General features: G+C 46.6%; 16 protein-coding genes. 12 read left to right on the top strand and 4 right to left on the bottom strand.

Annotated elements, in window-relative coordinates; all coding sequences use genetic code 11:
- Positions 1 to 35: 35 nt before the first annotated feature.
- Positions 36 to 1415: an MATE family efflux transporter gene (locus ACTS60_RS02725; protein ID WP_440887035.1), complete on the top strand. Its 1380-nt coding sequence runs from the start codon at positions 36 to 38 to the stop codon at positions 1413 to 1415.
- Positions 1416 to 1529: 114 nt separating this feature from the next.
- Here ACTS60_RS02725 and pfkA read toward each other — a convergent pair whose 3' ends face one another.
- The 3 genes from pfkA to ACTS60_RS02710 all read right to left on the bottom strand — a co-directional run bounded on the left by pfkA (position 1530) and on the right by ACTS60_RS02710 (position 4319).
- Complete coding sequence (gene pfkA / locus ACTS60_RS02720; protein WP_010444110.1) at positions 1530 to 2492, bottom strand: 6-phosphofructokinase; 963 nt, start codon at positions 2490 to 2492, stop codon at positions 1530 to 1532.
- Positions 2493 to 2777: 285 nt separating this feature from the next.
- A complete protein-coding gene (fieF, locus tag ACTS60_RS02715) occupies positions 2778 to 3686 on the bottom strand; it encodes a CDF family cation-efflux transporter FieF (RefSeq protein ID WP_440887034.1) in 909 nt (302 codons plus the stop codon).
- A 123-nt stretch (positions 3687 to 3809) separates the two neighbouring features.
- Positions 3810 to 4319, bottom strand: coding sequence for a CpxP family protein (locus ACTS60_RS02710; RefSeq protein ID WP_045391460.1), 510 nt, complete (start codon positions 4317 to 4319; stop codon positions 3810 to 3812).
- Positions 4320 to 4510: 191 nt separating this feature from the next.
- Here ACTS60_RS02710 and ACTS60_RS02705 point away from each other — a divergent pair, with 191 nt between their 5' ends.
- The 4 genes from ACTS60_RS02705 (at position 4511) to trmL (ending at position 7894) form a co-directional block, all read left to right on the top strand.
- On the top strand, positions 4511 to 5200 hold the full coding sequence (locus tag ACTS60_RS02705; RefSeq protein ID WP_440887033.1) for a response regulator: 690 nt from the start codon (positions 4511 to 4513) through the stop codon (positions 5198 to 5200).
- Positions 5200 to 6603, top strand: a complete 1404-nt coding sequence (gene cpxA, locus ACTS60_RS02700; protein ID WP_440887032.1) for an envelope stress sensor histidine kinase CpxA — start codon at positions 5200 to 5202, stop codon at positions 6601 to 6603. Before ACTS60_RS02705 ends, cpxA begins: the two co-directional genes overlap by 1 nt.
- A 72-nt stretch (positions 6604 to 6675) precedes the next feature.
- Positions 6676 to 7284, top strand: a complete 609-nt coding sequence (locus ACTS60_RS02695) for a superoxide dismutase (protein ID WP_440887031.1) — start codon at positions 6676 to 6678, stop codon at positions 7282 to 7284.
- Positions 7285 to 7414: 130 nt separating this feature from the next.
- Positions 7415 to 7894 (top strand): tRNA (uridine(34)/cytosine(34)/5-carboxymethylaminomethyluridine(34)-2'-O)-methyltransferase TrmL, encoded by a 480-nt coding sequence (trmL, locus tag ACTS60_RS02690; protein WP_440887030.1) that lies wholly within the window; start codon positions 7415 to 7417, stop codon positions 7892 to 7894.
- 65 nt (positions 7895 to 7959) lie between these two features.
- On the opposite strand, the gene ACTS60_RS02685 is transcribed toward trmL, so the two are convergent.
- Positions 7960 to 8478, bottom strand: a complete 519-nt coding sequence (locus ACTS60_RS02685; RefSeq protein ID WP_440887029.1) for an FxsA family protein — start codon at positions 8476 to 8478, stop codon at positions 7960 to 7962.
- A gap of 424 nt (positions 8479 to 8902) precedes the next feature.
- Here ACTS60_RS02685 and aspA point away from each other — a divergent pair, with 424 nt between their 5' ends.
- The 7 genes from aspA (at position 8903) to ACTS60_RS02650 (ending at position 17775) form a co-directional block, all read left to right on the top strand.
- Positions 8903 to 10354 carry an aspartate ammonia-lyase gene (gene aspA, locus ACTS60_RS02680; protein WP_005428778.1) on the top strand — a complete coding sequence of 484 codons (1452 nt, stop codon included), beginning with the start codon at positions 8903 to 8905 and terminating at the stop codon, positions 10352 to 10354.
- A gap of 178 nt (positions 10355 to 10532) precedes the next feature.
- Positions 10533 to 11840, top strand: a complete 1308-nt coding sequence (locus tag ACTS60_RS02675) for an anaerobic C4-dicarboxylate transporter (protein ID WP_010444131.1) — start codon at positions 10533 to 10535, stop codon at positions 11838 to 11840.
- 161 nt (positions 11841 to 12001) lie between these two features.
- Positions 12002 to 13822 (top strand): protein-disulfide reductase DsbD, encoded by a 1821-nt coding sequence (locus ACTS60_RS02670; protein WP_440887028.1) that lies wholly within the window; start codon positions 12002 to 12004, stop codon positions 13820 to 13822.
- A 195-nt stretch (positions 13823 to 14017) separates the two neighbouring features.
- Positions 14018 to 14653, top strand: coding sequence for a response regulator transcription factor (locus ACTS60_RS02665; protein WP_440887027.1), 636 nt, complete (start codon positions 14018 to 14020; stop codon positions 14651 to 14653).
- A gap of 291 nt (positions 14654 to 14944) precedes the next feature.
- The gene (locus tag ACTS60_RS02660; protein WP_005428797.1) at positions 14945 to 15571 is read left to right on the top strand and encodes a MarC family protein; all 627 of its coding nucleotides are present in this window, start codon (positions 14945 to 14947) and stop codon (positions 15569 to 15571) included.
- A gap of 200 nt (positions 15572 to 15771) precedes the next feature.
- The gene (locus tag ACTS60_RS02655) at positions 15772 to 16035 is read left to right on the top strand and encodes a DUF4212 domain-containing protein (RefSeq protein ID WP_005448273.1); all 264 of its coding nucleotides are present in this window, start codon (positions 15772 to 15774) and stop codon (positions 16033 to 16035) included.
- 12 nt (positions 16036 to 16047) lie between these two features.
- A complete protein-coding gene (locus ACTS60_RS02650; RefSeq protein WP_010444138.1) occupies positions 16048 to 17775 on the top strand; it encodes a sodium:solute symporter family protein in 1728 nt (575 codons plus the stop codon).
- Positions 17776 to 17970 lie beyond the last annotated feature (195 nt).

The following is a 17970-nucleotide window of genomic DNA, read 5'->3' as shown; positions in this document are numbered from 1 at the left end:
ATCCTTGCTCTTCCCTCACCAGATAGACGTCAAAAATGCTGGAAAAGAACAAGCCGGACAATCAGGCCCAAGACAAACATGGTTTGTTGACCGCGCCCATTCCCGACACATTACGCAAAATGACCATCCCGATGACCATGGGTATGATCGCGATTTTGATGTTTAACTTAGTCGATACCTTTTTCATTTCGCTGTTGGGAACAGAGGCCCTAGCGGCAATCAGTTATACCTTCCCAGTGACCTTTGCGGTGAACTGCATCACCATGGGCATTGGTATGGGGCTATCGACCAATATCGGCCGTTTACTTGGCCAAGGGCAGTCTTCCCAAGCCGCACGTTTCACCAGCCATGGCTTACTGCTTGCTGTAGGTCTGGTGACTATCGCTTCGACATTGGGCTTCTTTACTATTGAGCCTTTATTTAGCTTCCTAGGCGCCAAAGAAGACTCCATACCACTGATTGAGCAGTATATGCAGGTCTGGTATCTGACCATTCCTCTATTGGTTATTCCCATGGCGGGCAACAGTGCCATTCGCGCAACTGGCGATACTAAAACCCCCGCCAAGATCATGATGCTCGCAGGGCTTATCAACGGCATTCTCGATCCTCTGCTGATCTTTGGTTACGGCCCTTTCCCTGAGCTTGGTATTCAAGGAGCAGCAATCGCCAGTGCACTGAGTTGGTTAGGTGCATTGATTGGCTCTTTCTATGTATTGATCAAACGCGAAAAGCTGCTTGCTGCACCACAGTGGCAGTGCATCAAACAAGATTGGCAACAAACGCTAAAAATCGGCACCCCCGCAGCACTGTCCAATGCGATGACGCCACTATCTGGTGCGATTCTGATGATGCTGCTATCTAACCACGGTACCGCAGCGGTGGCGGCTTATGGCGCAGCACAGCGTATTGAGTCGATTTTGATTTTGGTGTTGATGTCACTGACCTCTGCACTCACCCCATTTATGGCGCAAAACTTTGGGGCGAATAACCCTGCACGAGCATTCGCAGGCTGGTTCTTGAGTATGCGCTTTGCTGTGGTGTTCCAAGGTTTTATCTTCTTGATGATGGTACCTCTTAGCATTCCTCTTGCCGCTTTATTCTCTCAAGAAGCGGCAGTAAAAGATTTGCTGTGGCATTACCTCTTAGTGGTGCCATTTAGTTACGGCTTCCAAGGTATTGTGATGATGTTGGTGAGTGGCTATAACGCAATGCACAAACCACTGCGCGCTTTCCAATGGAGCTTTATGCGCTTATTTGTTTTCACTCTGCCCGCTGCGTGGATTGGCAGTCAGCTGTACAGCATCGAAGGGTTATTTATTGGCATTGCGCTGGGTAACACATTAGGTGGATTGCTAGGCTATCTCTTTGCCCTACGCGAGCGTCGCCTGACGTTAGCAGAGCACTCGAGCTCTTAATTCCACATAAAGCCTTGTCTCTATCTCAGACAAACTTCAGCTCAAACAAGTTTCAGATAATAAAAAACCGCGGATAACCGCGGTTTTTTTAGATTTTGACTTTATCAAGCAAACTTAGAATAGCTCTTCAGCAACTTGGTATAGGTCGTTGCGTACAGGACGCTTCATGTTCTCGATAGCATCGATGATGTCGTGGTGAACCAGTTGCTCTTTCACGATACCAACACAACGACCGCCGTGGCCTTCCATTAGTAGGTGAACAGCATAGTTACCCATGCGAGATGCAAGAACACGGTCGAATGCAGTTGGACGACCACCACGTTGGATGTGACCAAGAACCGTTGCACGAGTTTCACGACCAGTCGCCGCTTCGATCTCTTTCGCTAGTTCGTTCGCATCCATCATCAGCTCAGTTAGTGCGATGATTGCGTGCTTCTTACCTTTAGAGATTCCGTCTTGGATGTTACCAATCAGCTTCTCTTTATCTAGGCCAGTTTCCGGTGTGATGATGTACTCACAGCCACCTGCGATTGCAGACATCAGAGTCAGGTCACCACAGTGACGACCCATGATTTCTACGATAGAAATACGCTGGTGAGAAGAAGACGTGTCACGTAGACGGTCGATAGCATCGATAACTGTGTTTAGTGCTGTTAGGTAACCGATTGTGTAATCTGTACCTGCGATGTCGTTATCGATTGTGCCCGGTAGACCGATACATGGGTAGCCCATTTCAGTCAGTTTCTTAGCACCCATGTAAGAACCGTCACCACCGATAACAACTAGTGCATCGATACCGTGCTTTTTAAGGTTCTCAATCGCTTGTTCGCGTACTGCCACTTCCTTGAATTCAGGGAAACGTGCAGAGCCTAAGAATGTACCACCCTTGTTGATCACATCAGAAACGCTAGAACGATCTAGCTTTTCAATGCGGTCTTCGTATAGACCTAGGTAGCCATCGTAAACACCGTAAACTTCCAATCCCTCAGATAGTGCTGTACGAACTACGCCGCGTACTGCAGCGTTCATACCAGGTGCGTCACCGCCACTTGTTAAAACACCGATCTTCTTAATCATGCTCACCCTCGATCTTTGGCAATCAATTTATTTAATTTTCTTCTAGGCCCCTTGTTACCAAGCAACCTGCATAATCCAGAACTGTGTGTTATGTTACATTTCCTCTACAGGAATACCAATGAAAACACACTTTTTTATGTAACTTTTCTACTTATGTAAGAGTATTACAGTTTATCTTTGTAACTTCGTTGATTCACATCAGGATCACTATTCTTAATAAGTAGTGATGGAAAGATAGTCAATAAGTGCTTGTTTGTCGTCAAACTTAGCCCGATTTTTCGACCGTTACCAATCTTGCGCTTTTTGTTCTTTCTCTGGCCCAAACATTACCGACAATGGATCTTGGTGGATCAATACATCCGCTTCAGGAAACAGTTTCAGCAAATTATCTTCAACTTTATCAGCAATGTGGTGGGCTTCAATCAGGCGTAAGTTATCATCCAGTTCTAAGTGCAATTGAATAAATCGCGTTGGACCAGACATACGTGTACGTAACTGATGTACCCCTAAAACGCCTTCCACCTTCAAGCATTCTTGACGAATTTGCTCTAGCTCTTCATCAGGCAGTTTTCTATCCAGTAAGGTCTGAATCGCCTCGCTAACCATCTTGAAGGCGCTGTATAAAATAAAGATACCAATACCAACCGCAAATACTGCATCGGCTTGGGTGACACCAAAGTAACTCAAACCTAATGCCACCATAATGGCACCGTTCATGTATAAGTCAGTTTGGTAGTGCAGAGAATCTGCTGCAATCGCCTGACTGCCAGTAACGCGTACCACGTGCTTTTGGAACATCACAAGCCCAAAGGTCACCACCATGGCAAATAAAGAAACATAGACACCTAACTCTGGTGCATTCAGTTCATGCGGGCGGAAGAAGCGTTCAATACCATTCAGAATCAAGAACACTGCTGAACCCGAGATAAACATCGCCTGTGCCAGCGCAGCTAAAGATTCAGCTTTACCGTGACCAAAAGTATGTTCTCTATCCGCTGGTTGAAGCGAGTAACGCACCACAATAAGGTTGACCACCGATGCGGCGATATCCAACATCGAGTCAATTAAAGAGGCAAGTAAACTGACCGACCCCGTCACCCACCAAGTGATGACTTTGACAATCAAAAGAAGTGTCGCGACGATAGTGGCCGTCCAAGCAGCCGTCGTGACTAAGCGTGCATATTGCTGTTTCATAATCAAAGAGTTAACTCATACCGTATTTTGAGTATACCTTGAGAATCATGTAATGAGTATGAAATCACCAAGATCAAAAAGAGGTAGCACTCTGGCTACCTCTTTCATTTAATCTATCAGCAATTAGCTTTCGTGATGCTTTTTCATGCGTTTTTGCATCTTCTCACCACACTCTTGTTGGCGCTCTTTCTGTAGCTCAACGTATTTTGTTTTTTGCTCAGGAGTCAGAACACTCAGCATTTGATGTTTCTTCTCTAGCATCTTAACGCGACGCTCAGTCTGCTTCTCAACCATCTCTTTTGCTAGATCGTTTGCCGCAGCTTCATCGAAGTTATCAGCCAGTAGTAGTGCTTGTACTTTGTCGTGGTGAGCTTGACGCTCTGCCATGCGAGCTTCGTGACCGTCAGCAAATTTTGCTTTCATTTCTGCTTTGTTTGCTTCACGCATTTCTTTTAATTGGTCTTTTTGTGCATCCGTCAGGTCTAGTTGACGCATGATGCCACGGTCCATACCCATGCCGCACTCACCGCGATGACCTTTGTGATCTTTACCGCCAAATGCGAATGCACTCGCTGTACCTAGAGTTAGAGGTAGAACAACAGCCGCTAGTACTAATTTCTTTGCAGTTTTCATAATACGATTCCTTACACAGGTTAGTGATTCTTCTGAGCTGTTCTCACAGCGCTTGAGTGTAGAATACGACCTGCTAGGTAAAGCGACGTATAGAGACCGTAAAGAATCGTAAAGAGTGATTTTTACACTCATTGTTGCTCATCATTACCATGTAATATTAAAGCGACCACGAATGATAAATAGGTACTCAAATGGCAAACATTCTTTTGATTGATGACGATACCGAGCTAACCAGCCTACTTAAGGAAGTGCTGAGCTTCGAAGGTTTTAATGTCAGCGAAGCCAACGATGGAGAAGCAGGACTCGCCGCTGTTCATGATGAAATCGACCTTATCTTACTCGATGTCATGATGCCAAAACTCAATGGAATGGAAACCTTAAAGCGCCTGCGTGAAAACTGGGAAACGCCTGTGCTAATGCTGACGGCTAAAGGCGAAGAAATCGATCGCGTGATCGGCCTTGAACTGGGTGCGGATGATTACCTGCCAAAACCATTTAGCGACCGCGAACTACTGGCACGTATCCGCGCGATTTTACGCCGTACCAGCAGTACTCAAAAAAACGGTAAAAACGGCGACTGCATTGAGTATCAAGAAATCAAACTCTACCCAGGTAAACAAGAAGCCTATTGTGAAGAGGTTCTGCTGGATTTAACCACCACAGAATTTGCCTTGCTGACTCACTTTGTACAGAACCCAGGACAAGTACTCACTAAAGAAACCCTGAGTCTTGACGTACTTGGCAAGCGCCTCGCGGCCTTTGATCGCGCGATCGATATGCACGTGTCCAATCTACGTAAAAAACTGCCAGATCAAAGCAACGGTAAGCCACGCATTAAAACCCTACGTGGGCGCGGCTACATGTTGATTGAGGAGGATTAATGCGAGCACCACGCTTCAAACTGCCGAAGATAAACAGCTTGTATGGACGCATCTTTGCCATCTTTTGGTTCACGATGTTTTTGGTTTTGATGGCTGTGCTGTCATTACCTCACCTGGATCCACGTAAAGCGCGCGATATTCCCAAAGAGCATTATCAACGCATGCTTGAAATACGTGATGGTGTTGAAAAAAAGTACCGTGACCAAGACAACCTCGGCAAAATCCTGTTTAGCCTTGAAGGTCAACGACGCAGTAGGCACGATCCACGTCCAAGGATCTTCTTTTCAGACCACGAAGGGAATGTACTGAGTACTTCGAATCACAAAGATTTCAAACTGCGTGCACTGCAAAACTTTGTCACCAGTATCGAAGATCAATCACAGCCAAAACAAAAATTGTATGGCCGCTACATGATTGCGGGCCCTGTGCCGATCAAAATCGCCAATTCAGACCTACTGATGTATGTCGGTTTTAAGTGGAACGAGCCGCCACCGATCATGCTGCGTCTGTTTGACCACCCACTGCAATTGCTTCTCGCCGTCATGTTGGTGAGTACACCGTTATTGCTATGGCTAGCCTGGGCATTGAGCCAACCAGCTCGACGCTTGGAAACCGCAGCACAGCGAGTTGCCAAAGGTGAGTTTGTTATTGACCCAAATCTGGAAAAAGGCACCACCGAATTTCGCCAAGCAGGTACCAGTTTCAATCAAATGGTCGAGGCAGTGAATCAGATGATTTCTGGTCAACAGCGCTTGCTCTCGGATATTTCTCACGAACTGCGATCACCACTCACTCGTCTGCGTATGGCAAGTGCGCTAGCAACTCGTAAGCAAGGTGAAAGCCCTGAGCTAACTCGTATTGATACCGAAGCCCAGCGCTTAGAGCAGATGATTGCCGAACTGCTTGAGCTATCACGTATGCAAGTGAACAGTCACATGACACGTGAGACTCAGCCAATTGCTAGCTTATGGGAAGAGATCATCAAAGACGCGCAGTTCGAAGCCGAACAGATGGGTAAAAGCCTCAGCTACTCTGCCTTACCTGATCGCAGTATCTCGGGTAACCCTAAATTGTTGATGAGCGCAGTAGAGAACATCATCCGCAATGCGATTTACTACGGTAAAGACGAAGTGAAGATCGACATTCAGGATTCATTCGATACCCTCAGCATTGTGGTCGATGACAATGGTGAAGGCGTGCCAGACGAAGAACTGGAAGCAATTTTCCGCCCGTTCTATCGGGTATCGACCGCGCGCGATCGCCATTCGGGAGGCACTGGCTTAGGCTTAACCATTACCGAAAGTGCTATCCGCCAGCACAGTGGCGTAATTATCGCGAGTCGCAGTCCGCTCGGTGGTTTACGAGTCACCATCACCCTGCCATTGATCAGCGCGGGTAAATAACCCCACAAAGATCAAGATTGATAATGATTTTTATTAGCATTAAAGTAAATCCTCCATAAAGGAGGATTTACAATGTCGCACATTTTCCCAGAGCTTCCGTACGAATACGATGCGTTAGAACCGTATATCGATGCGAAAACCATGGAAGTTCACTACAGCAAACATCATAAAACTTATTACGATAAATTTATGGCTGCCGCAACAGGCAGCGCTCTCGAGACCCAAAGCCTCGATGACATCTTCGCTTGCATCTCTCAACACAGCCCAGCAATTCGCAACAACGGTGGCGGCTATTACAACCACATCATTTACTGGAACTGCATGTCACCAGATGGTGGCGGTGAACCTCAAGGTGCCCTAGCACAAGCCATCAACGACAAGTTTGGCAGCCTCGAGACATTCAAAGACGAGTTCGCACAAGCAGCTATCAATACTTTTGGCTCTGGCTTCGCTTGGCTAATCGTAAAGGATGGGGAGATTCACATTACCTCCACCAGCAACCAAGACAACCCATTAATGGACGTTGCTGCACAACAAGGTGAGCCTATCCTAGCACTTGATGTATGGGAGCACGCTTACTACATCAGCTACCAAAACCGTCGCCCTGAATACATCGACGCATGGTGGAATGTAGTGAACTGGCGCGCGGTAGAAGAAAACTATGCTCGCGCCCTGAGTTAATCGGTCTCAATTAGGGCGACATGCTGAAGCGGTTACTCTCATCTATACCTAGTCATAGTGTTGAATCTCGCTTCTCATGGTGACTTGGGTATATACTGCTCGCCTGTTTTGACCAATCTAATTCAATACCATGTTTGATATCGCTCTATACGAACCAGAAATCGCGCCGAACACCGGCAACATCATTCGCCTGTGTGCTAACTGTGGTGCGAATCTCCACCTGATTGAACCGCTAGGTTTTGATCTTGAAGAGAAGAAAGTCCGCCGCGCAGGTTTGGATTACCACGATTTGGCTCGCGTAACGCGTCATAAAGATTATCAAGCATTCTTGGAATACTTAGAGAAAGAGAAGCAAGGCAACTTCCGCCTGTTTGCTTGTACCACTAAGACCACAGGCCATCACGTTGACCCGCAATACCAAGAAGGTGACGTATTGATGTTTGGTCCAGAAACTCGCGGCTTACCAGCAGAAGTGATTGAAAGCCTACCAATGGAGCAACGTATCCGTATTCCAATGATGCCGGATGCACGTAGCCTGAACCTATCAAACGCGGTCGCTATCATTGCGTTTGAAGCATGGCGTCAGATGGGTTTTGAAGGTGCACTCTAAACACACCATATTTCAGATATAAAAAGGGCGCTTGATGCGCCCTTTTGTTTTTCTTACTGAGTTAATCAGCTGAGCTTGTTACGATCATCGTCGTCTTTACGCTCGTACTCACCTTCGAAGGTGTTGCCGTTATCCGATTGAGAATCAAATGGGTCACGACGGAACGGGTCTTGCTCAAATGGACCTTGGTTTGAGTAATTGGCATGGAAGCCGCCACCATTCATGGTCTTCACCACCATCTTACTCATTAAGTATTTTGCAATCGCTGCTCGTGGTGCTGGCAACAACACTAACATACCTAATGCGTCTGTCATGAAGCCCGGCGTTAATAGCAGCACACCAGCAACCGCCAGCATCACGCCTTCAAAAATCTGTTGAGCCGGAAGCTCACCTTGCTCTAAGCGACCTTGTACCGACATCAGCGTTTGAATGCCTTGGCTACGCACCAAAGACGCGCCAACAAAAGCAGTAATTAACACTAAAGCAATCGTAGGCCAGAGACCTAAAAAGCCTCCCACCTGAATAAATAGACCGATTTCGATGATCGGGACGAAAATAAACGCCAATAATAAGATAGGAAACACATGCCCTCCTTTGTTGTTTGCAGTGTAAAGGGAAAATACTGCTAAGCTCAAACGAATCGTTGTAAAAAAGCGTGTTAATACTCAAGAGAATGCACTGTACAAAATCACCGCAATGTACAAAGCGGCATATACAAAAAAGTGCATCTGAATAGTGCTAATTTCGAACTCTTAAAAACCAACTTTGTCCAGCAAATTAGCCTACCTATAAAGGGTTATTAATAACTCGTTCATACTTTGCAAAATATTGACGCATCAAAAGCGAAAAAGGTGATCTAGTTACTATTTTTATGCGCTAGGTACAGTATTATGTGCCACATAAGTCAGGATGGATTTTCCAGCCAAAAATTCTGATGAATGGATTCTAGATTGCAGAAATGGCTAATAAATAACTTTATTATCAGAATTATCATCTAAGGATCCTGTTATGGCTACTCTATCTGATGCTCCAAAAACAGCAAACCAAGCCACTCGTATTGAAGAAGATCTATTAGGTCAACGTCATGTTCCTGCTGATGCTTACTACGGCATCCACACCCTTCGCGCTATCGAAAACTTCAACATTTCAAGCACTACCATCTCTGACGTACCGGAGTTTGTACGCGGTATGGTAATGACGAAGAAAGCTGCTGCATTAGCAAACAAAGAGCTAGGCGCTATTCCAAAAGACGTTGCTAACTACATCCTAGAAGCGTGTGATTTGATCCTTGAAACAGGTAAGTGCATGGATCAGTTCCCTTCAGACGTATTCCAAGGCGGTGCGGGCACGTCAGTGAACATGAACACTAACGAAGTTATCGCGAACGTTGCACTTGAACTGATGGGCAAGGAAAAAGGCCAATATGAGTTCATCAACCCGAACGATCACGTTAACAAGAGCCAATCAACAAACTGTGCGTACCCAACGGGCTTCCGTATCGCGGTTTACAACAGCGTTCATCAGTTGATGGAAGCGATCGAATACCTAAAAGGTGCATTCGAGCTTAAAGCACAAGAATTCAAAGATGTGTTGAAGATGGGTCGTACTCAGCTTCAAGACGCAGTTCCTATGACTGTAGGTCAAGAGTTCCACGCATGGGCAGTAACGTTAAACGAAGAAATTCGTGCACTAGACTACACATCTAAGCTACTACTAGAAATCAACCTAGGTGCAACGGCAATCGGTACTGGTCTAAACGCACCTACTGGTTACCAAGCACTAGCAGTAAAACACCTAGCAGAAGTAACTGGTGTTGAAGTTGTTGCAGCTGAAGACTTAATCGAAGCAACCTCTGACTGTGGCGCGTACGTAATGACGCACGGTGCACTAAAACGTCTAGCAGTGAAACTATCGAAGATCTGTAACGACCTTCGTCTACTTTCTTCTGGTCCACGTGCAGGTCTAAACGAACTGAACCTACCAGAAATGCAAGCAGGCTCTTCAATCATGCCAGCCAAAGTAAACCCAGTTATCCCAGAAGTAGTAAACCAAGTTTGCTTCAAAGTTCTAGGTAACGACAACACGGTTTCTTTCGCAGCAGAAGGCGGTCAGCTACAACTTAACGTAATGGAACCAGTTATCGCGCAAAGCGTATTTGAGTCTATCTCTCTACTACACAACGCGTGTGTGAACCTACGTGATAAATGTATCGATGGCATTACTGTGAACAAAGAAGTTTGTGAGAACTACGTTTACAACTCTATCGGTATCGTAACTTACCTAAACCCATACATCGGTCACCATGAGGGCGATATTGTTGGTAAGATCTGTGCTGAAACAGGTAAGAGTGTACGTGATGTGGTTCTAGAACGCGGTTTATTAACTGCTGAAGAGCTAGATGACATCTTATCAGTTGAAAACTTCATGCATCCGACTTATAAAGCGAAACGCTACGAGTAATCGCATGTTTAAGGGGTCCCAAACGGGGCCCTTTTTTAGGCTTTTATACGGTTAACCACTCTTTTTTTAAGCTTTTTATTACCGTAAGCCAAGCAGGTTCTGATTCTCTGAACATTTACTCCTGTTCCTGAGTGTTCAAAAAATCAGAATCAATAAAAAACTACAAAGAGGTATCAATATGGTAATGGTCGAACTATTCGTGGTTCTGCTCTTCATTTATTTGGGGGCTAGAATTGGCGGTATCGGCATTGGTTTTGCTGGTGGTGCCGGGGTAATTGCGTTGTCGCTAATCCTGGGCGTTCCAACAAGCCAAGCTTACATACCTGTCGACGTAATCCTAATCATCATGTCTGTAATCACCGCTATCGCAGCAATGCAGGTTGCGGGTGGTTTGGACTGGATGGTACAGGTTGCGGAAGACTTTTTACGTAAACATCCCGAACGCATCACTTTTTACGCGCCTATCGTGACATTCCTAATGACACTGATGGCGGGGACAGGTCACACCGCGTTCTCTACCCTGCCTGTAATTGCAGAAGTAGCGAAAGGTCAAGGCGTTCGTCCTTCTCGTCCACTTTCTATCGCGGTAGTGGCATCGCAAATCGCTATCACAGCATCACCAATTTCAGCGGCGGTTGTGGCATTCGCGGCAATGCTTCACCCATTCGGCGTAGACTACCTAACACTACTAGCGGTATGTATCCCAACAACCTTCATCGCTTGTATGATCGGTGCCTTCGTAGCTAACTTCATGGGCTGTGAACTAAAAGACGATCCTGAATACCAACATCGTCTAGAGAACGGGCTAATCAAGCTAAGCACAGAATCTAAGCGTGAGATCCTACCAACAGCGAAGAAAGCAACGTTCATCTTCCTTGGCGCGATCGCATTTGTTGTGTGCTACGCAGCGGCAATTTCTGGCTCTGTCGGTCTTATCGAGAACCCAGCGCTAGGTCGTAACGAAGCAATCATGACAGTAATGCTAGCAGCAGCTGCTGCTATCGTAATGAGCTGTAAAATTGATGCTGGTAAAATCCCAGCAGCGGCAACATTCCGTTCTGGTATGACAGCATGTGTGTGTGTACTAGGTGTGGCATGGCTAGGTTCTACGTTCGTTAACGCGCACGTTGATGGCATCAAGGAAGTCGCAGGTGCACTACTGTCTGACTACCCATGGATGCTAGCACTTGTTCTATTCTTCGCTTCAATGCTGCTTTACTCGCAAGGTGCAACGACTGTTGCGCTGATGCCAGCAGCACTAGCAATCGGTGTAGCACCACTTACCGCGGTTGCGTCTTTCGCAGCAGTAAGTGCGCTATTCGTACTACCAACTTACCCAACGCTACTTGCTGCGGTTGAGATGGACGACACGGGCTCGACTCGCATCGGTAAGTACGTATTCAACCACCCGTTCTTCGTACCAGGTGTAGCAACTATCGCTTCAGCGGTAGCACTTGGCTTTGCATTCGGTGGTCTACTGATCTAGTAGAAACAGAGTCTTACTCGGGGAGCTTCGGCTCCCTTTTTTATTGCCTGAGACTCACGTTTTTGCTTAACAAATCTTCACTTCCATGAAACTTATTGGCTAGCCAGCAGGTCTGATTGAGTTACACTAACGGCAATTATCTAAGATGAATTGAACCTTTTATGCGTGCATTACTCTCCGTCTTACTCTTAGGGCTTATTACTTTTTCTGCGCCATCCATGGCCTTATTTGGTAACGACCAAAACAATGCCTTTGGCAGCAGCAACGATTCTTTTGTGCCTGTCGATCAGGCTTTCCCGTTCAACTACTACCAACAAGACGGCAAACTGATGCTCGATTGGCAGGTACGTGATGGCTACTACCTGTATCAAGAACGCTTGTCAGTTGCGGGCGAAAACGTCGCGTTAGGCGACTTACAAATGGAGGAAGGCACACCGCATAAAGATGAGTTCTTTGGTGACGTGCATATCTACACTCAACCACTGTTTGTTAACGTGCCAATGCATAACTGGCAAGACGGCGCTCGCGTCGTGGTGCAATACCAAGGCTGTGCCAAAGCAGGCTTCTGTTACCCACCAGAAACTCGCGTGATTCCTATCAGTGCGTTTACTTCATCGAGCTCAGGTTCAACCACGTCGACGACAGCACCAAAAGCAGAACAAGCAGCAATAGTAACGCCACCAGCGGCGAAATCATCCACGGCAGATACTCCATCATCGGCACCAGTAACACAGCAAGATAGCCTTGCAGCCAACCTAGCAGATAACTGGTGGACGCCACTATTGTTCTTAGCACTTGGTGTGGGCTTAGCATTTACGCCATGTGTACTGCCGATGTACCCAATCCTGACCAGTATCGTGCTTGGTAGTGGCAAACTGAGCCAACGCCGCGCACTAGGCTTGTCGTTTGTTTATGTGCAAGGCATGGCGCTGACTTACACCCTACTCGGTCTTGTGGTGGCGTCTGCGGGCATGCAGTTCCAAGCAGCGATGCAACACCCTTATGTGTTGATTGGTTTGAGTGTGTTATTCGTGGCGCTGGCACTATCTATGTTTGGTGTATATAACCTGCAGTTGCCAAGCAGTGTGCAGACATGGTTAAACAACCTCAGCAACAAACAACAAGGTGGTAGCAGCGCAGGCGTGTTCGCCATGGGCGCGATTTCAGGTTTGGTGTGTTCACCATGTACCACGGCACCTCTGTCTGGCGCGCTACTTTACGTGGCACAAAGTGGTGACTTGCTGACGGGTGGTATCGCGCTTTACGCACTGGCAATGGGTATGGGTATTCCACTGATTCTTGTTGCTGTATTCGGCAACAAACTTCTGCCAAAAGCAGGCGGTTGGATGGATCGCGTTAAGACCCTATTCGGCTTCATTCTGCTGGCTGCGCCTATCTTCTTACTTGAGCGCATCATGCCAGAAATGTGGGCAACGGCATTGTGGTCAGCACTAGGTATCGCGGCTTTTGGTTGGCTATACCACATCAAAAACAGCCTAGAATTTGGCGGCTGGAAACAAAGCGCTGTGGGTATCATTGCCGTACTTGGTCTGTTTGCTTCTGCTCAACCAGCGTTGAATTACTGGTTTGGTGGCAACACCACTACGCAAACTCAACAAGCAACGGTGAGCTTTACTCGCATTGCTAACGTGGCAGAGCTTGAGGCTGCACTTGCTCAAGCGAAGCAAGCTGGCAAACCAGTAATGCTGGATTTCTACGCCGACTGGTGTGTGGCATGTAAAGAGTTTGAGAAGTACACCTTCCACGACCCAAGCGTCGAAGCCAAACTGCAAGACTTCGTTCTTCTGCAAGCAGACGTAACCAAGAACCAAGTGCAAGACATCGAGCTGCTTAAACATATGAATGTACTTGGTTTACCAACGATTGAGTTCTGGGATGCCAATGGCGAACACGTTTCAAACGCTCGTTTAACTGGTTTTATGCAAGCCGAACCTTTCTTAGAGCACATCAACCGATTCTGATTGTGAATCATTCAAACGCCAGTGATTTTTCACTGGCGTTTTTTATTGTCTTAATAAATTCGAGAAACTTGCGTTTATATGCAATTTTTCTAATAAAAGTCGATTTGGTTCAGACTTTTAGTGGATAAACATTGTCCACATTCTTAAAGGTGGACAATAATTCCATTAACGAAATAGTCAAAAGTGTTTAACGTCATGGATTCGACCTACACCATAATCATCGCAGATGATCACCCCCTATTCCGCAATGCCTTGTTCCAATCGGTACACATGGCCGTGAGTGGGGCCAACCTTCTTGAAGCGGATACGCTAGATGCTCTACTCGCGTTGCTGGAAAAAGAAGAAGAGCCAGATTTGGTGTTATTGGACCTAAAGATGCCAGGCGCGAATGGCATGTCGGGGTTGATTCACCTTCGAGCCGAGTACCCAGATATTCCGGTTGTGGTGGTATCAGCCAGTGAAGAGCCAAGCGTGGTCACGCAAGTGAAAAGCCATGGTGCATTCGGCTTTATTCCAAAATCGAGCGACATGCGCGAGCTGGTCAATGCACTCAACCAAGTCCTCAATGGCGACCCATACTTCCCAGAAGGCTTGATCACCAATAACGCAGCTTGTAATGACTTGGCAGAAAAAATTGCCGCTCTTACCCCTCAGCAATACAAAGTGTTGGGCATGCTTTCCGATGGCTTACTCAACAAACAAATCGCTTACGAGCTCAATGTCTCGGAGGCCACCATCAAAGCGCACATGACCGCAATTTTCCGCAAGCTGGGCGTGACGAACCGCACTCAAGCCGTCATCCTACTGCAGCAAATGGAACCCGAGCAGTAATGTGTTAGTAAATATATCTATTTCACATTTATATGACGCAAAAAGAACAACAGACGTTAAAATGATAATGCCAATCACAGTGAGTCAGAGCTTATAAATAGCGTAGGAAAAAGGCTTGAGAACAAGGCGAAAATTTTCGATAAGTAGTTCTCCTACAATCGAAATTTTTAACGCCGTTATCGAGCGTTTTCACAAGCTAGAATAAGCAATTACTGGCTACGATTGGCATAGACTGTTCCACGCAGCCTTTTTCATCCCTCTGTTAAACCGCTAACTCTGGGAGGTCATACTTTGCTAAGTATTCTCGTCACTCAATTCGTTGTACTCTGGGCCGTCATTGACCCGATTGGTTCAGTCCCCGTTTATCTATCACAAACTCAACACCTCACGGCAAAACAGCGTCGTCTCGTCGCGTTAAAAGCGATTGCCATTTCGATGGGTGTGTTACTGTTTTTTCTTATTGCCGGTCAGTTATTACTGGAAGCGATGCAAATCCCATTACCAGCCTTCCAAGCCGCTGGTGGCTTAGTGCTATTGCTGTTTGCACTATCGATGATCTTTGGTGAGAGCAAGCCAGAACAAGAACAAAAACTGGGTGAAGAAGTCAGCCACTCCGATCTTGCTGACTTAGCCGTTTACCCTCTCGCTATTCCCTCAATTGCGTCACCAGGTGCTATGATGGCTATCGTGATGCTCACCGACAACAACCGTTACTCTTTTGTTGATCAGGCGATGACTGCTGGTGTCATGATGGCGGTGTTGCTGGTCACCCTCTTCTTGTTGCTGGGTGCAAACACAATTCAAAAAGTGATTGGAAACGTGGGTGCTGCCATCATCAGCCGCGTGATGGGCCTTATCCTTGCTGCCGTTGCATTGAATAATTTGCTACTTGGTATAAAAGATTTTTATGTTAATTGATAAAACTCTTAGACCTTTGGCTAATTTAACATCAAATTAACATCACACTTTTATTCCTGCTTCCTCTCAAACGCCCTAAAAACGGGCGTTTTTGCTTTTTGGCGTCCCGACTAAAGTTGAAAAGAGTTCTTGCCAACACCTTGCTAATGTACATGTTGAAACATTTTTTTAACAACAATACCAATCGTAAGGAGACGGCAATGGCATTTGAAAGCGAAGAAAGAGCCAAAGCCTACTGGGACAAGAACGTGAAACTCATGATTACCCTAATGGTCATCTGGTTCGTAGTGTCTTTCGGCTGCGGCATTTTATTTGTCGACGTACTTAATCAATTTCAATTAGGTGGATACAAACTAGGATTCTGGTTTGCTCAACAAGGCTCCATCTATGCCTTCCTAGGTATTATTTTCTACTACGCGTGGAAAATGCGCCAAATCGACCGTGAATTCGGCGTAGATGAGTAAGGAGTAACTCAGATGGATTTGAAAACTATTACCTATCTAGTGGTTGGCGCAACGTTCGTCCTCTACATCGGTATTGCGATTTGGGCGCGTGCGGGCTCAACCAAAGAATTCTATGTAGCAGGCGGCGGTGTAAACCCTATCGCTAACGGCATGGCAACCGCAGCAGACTGGATGTCAGCGGCATCGTTCATCTCAATGGCAGGCTTGATTGCCTTCATGGGTTACGGCGGTTCGGTATTCCTAATGGGCTGGACAGGCGGTTACGTACTGCTTGCACTTCTGCTTGCTCCTTACCTACGTAAGTTCGGTAAGTTTACCGTACCGGAGTTCGTGGGCGAGCGCTTCTACTCTAATGCAGCGCGTATCGTTGCGGTTGTGTGTCTTATCATCGCATCGGTGACTTACGTTATCGGTCAGATGAAAGGCGTGGGCGTGGCGTTTGGTCGCTTCCTAGAAGTGGATTACTCAACGGGTCTACTGATCGGTATGTGTATCGTATTCATGTACGCAGTAATGGGCGGCATGAAAGGCATTACCTACACGCAGATTGCTCAATATTGCGTACTCATTTTAGCTTACACTATTCCTGCAATCTTTATCTCTCTGCAACTCACAGGTCACCCACTACCACAGATAGGTCTAGGCAGTACCATTCAAGGTACCGATGTCTATCTGCTCGATAGGCTCGACCAAGTGGTCACCGAGCTCGGATTTAGTGAATACACCACCCAAGTTCGTGGCGACACACTAAACATGTTTGTGTACACCATGTCACTGATGATCGGTACTGCGGGTCTACCACACGTAATCATTCGCTTCTTTACCGTACCTAAGGTTCGTGATGCTCGTACATCAGCCGGTTGGGCACTCGTTTTCATCGCTATCCTTTACACAACAGCACCTGCCGTATCTGCAATGGCGCGTCTAAACCTAATGGATACCGTTAACCCAGCACCAGGTCAGCACCTTGCCTACGATGAGCGTCCTGACTGGTTCAAAAACTGGGAGAAAACAGGTCTACTAGGCTTTGATGATAAGAACGGCGACGGCCTGATTGAGTACACATCAAACCCAGCAACGAATGAGCTGAAAGTTGACCGTGACATCATGGTATTGGCAAACCCAGAGATTGCTAAGCTACCTAACTGGGTTATCGCACTTGTCGCAGCAGGTGGTCTGGCGGCAGCACTATCGACGGCTGCTGGTCTACTACTGGCTATCTCTTCCGCGATATCCCATGACTTAATCAAAGGTGTGATAAATCCGAACATATCCGAGAAGAAAGAGCTACTCGCGAGTCGAATCTCCATGGCGGTCGCCATCGCAGTCGCCGGTTACTTAGGCTTGAATCCACCAGGGTTTGCAGCAGGAACGGTAGCGCTCGCCTTCGGTCTGGCGGCATCCTCCATCTTCCCTGCGTTGATGATGGGTATCTTCAGTAAGAGTATCAACAAAGAAGGCGCAATCGCAGGTATGATTGCAGGTATCAGTATCACGCTATTCTACGTGTTCCAACACAAAGGCATCCTATTTGTGTCTGATTGGACTTACCTACAAAGCTGGGGGCAGAACTGGTTCCTAGGCATCGAGCCAAACGCATTTGGTGCAATTGGTGCGGTATTTAACTTTGTTGTGGCATTCGGTGTATCAAGAGTAACAGCAGAAACACCACAAGAAGTAAAAGACCTCGTCGAGCACGTACGTGTACCAGCAGGCGCTGGCGGTGCGGTAGACCACTAAAATATAACCCAAACCACAAAAGCCCCGCTTGGGGCTTTTTTATTCACTTAACTTATTCTAATAATTAGATATTCCCTGAACCGTAGCAAGGAAGCATACAAATGCCATTGATTATATGTTCAGGGATTACGCGGGAAAAATCGCTTAGAACAAGGCAAAGATTGCAGCAAGCTAGTTGCTCTACCTTCAAAATCT

Source organism: Vibrio sp. WZ-1 (assembly GCF_052037695.1).
GTDB lineage: Bacteria > Pseudomonadota > Gammaproteobacteria > Enterobacterales > Vibrionaceae > Vibrio.
The sequence above is the reverse complement of the archived record's forward strand: the minus strand, read 5'-3'. Positions and strand labels throughout refer to the sequence as shown.

Excerpts from the sequence above, each read along its gene's own strand:
- ACTS60_RS02655 (WP_005448273.1), top strand. The coding sequence starts at position 15,772 with ATGGCATTTGAAAGCGAAGAAAGAGCCAAAGCCTACTGGGACAAGAAC.
- ACTS60_RS02725 (WP_440887035.1), top strand. The coding sequence starts at position 36 with ATGCTGGAAAAGAACAAGCCGGACAATCAGGCCCAAGACAAACATGGT.
- cpxA (WP_440887032.1), top strand. The coding sequence starts at position 5,200 with ATGCGAGCACCACGCTTCAAACTGCCGAAGATAAACAGCTTGTATGGA.
- aspA (WP_005428778.1), top strand. The coding sequence starts at position 8,903 with ATGGCTACTCTATCTGATGCTCCAAAAACAGCAAACCAAGCCACTCGT.
- ACTS60_RS02670 (WP_440887028.1), top strand. The coding sequence starts at position 12,002 with ATGCGTGCATTACTCTCCGTCTTACTCTTAGGGCTTATTACTTTTTCT.
- ACTS60_RS02695 (WP_440887031.1), top strand. The coding sequence starts at position 6,676 with ATGTCGCACATTTTCCCAGAGCTTCCGTACGAATACGATGCGTTAGAA.
- ACTS60_RS02710 (WP_045391460.1), bottom strand. The coding sequence starts at position 4,319 with ATGAAAACTGCAAAGAAATTAGTACTAGCGGCTGTTGTTCTACCTCTA.
- ACTS60_RS02675 (WP_010444131.1), top strand. The coding sequence starts at position 10,533 with ATGGTAATGGTCGAACTATTCGTGGTTCTGCTCTTCATTTATTTGGGG.
- ACTS60_RS02705 (WP_440887033.1), top strand. The coding sequence starts at position 4,511 with ATGGCAAACATTCTTTTGATTGATGACGATACCGAGCTAACCAGCCTA.
- ACTS60_RS02665 (WP_440887027.1), top strand. The coding sequence starts at position 14,018 with ATGGATTCGACCTACACCATAATCATCGCAGATGATCACCCCCTATTC.
- fieF (WP_440887034.1), bottom strand. The coding sequence starts at position 3,686 with ATGAAACAGCAATATGCACGCTTAGTCACGACGGCTGCTTGGACGGCC.
- ACTS60_RS02650 (WP_010444138.1), top strand. The coding sequence starts at position 16,048 with ATGGATTTGAAAACTATTACCTATCTAGTGGTTGGCGCAACGTTCGTC.
- pfkA (WP_010444110.1), bottom strand. The coding sequence starts at position 2,492 with ATGATTAAGAAGATCGGTGTTTTAACAAGTGGCGGTGACGCACCTGGT.
- trmL (WP_440887030.1), top strand. The coding sequence starts at position 7,415 with ATGTTTGATATCGCTCTATACGAACCAGAAATCGCGCCGAACACCGGC.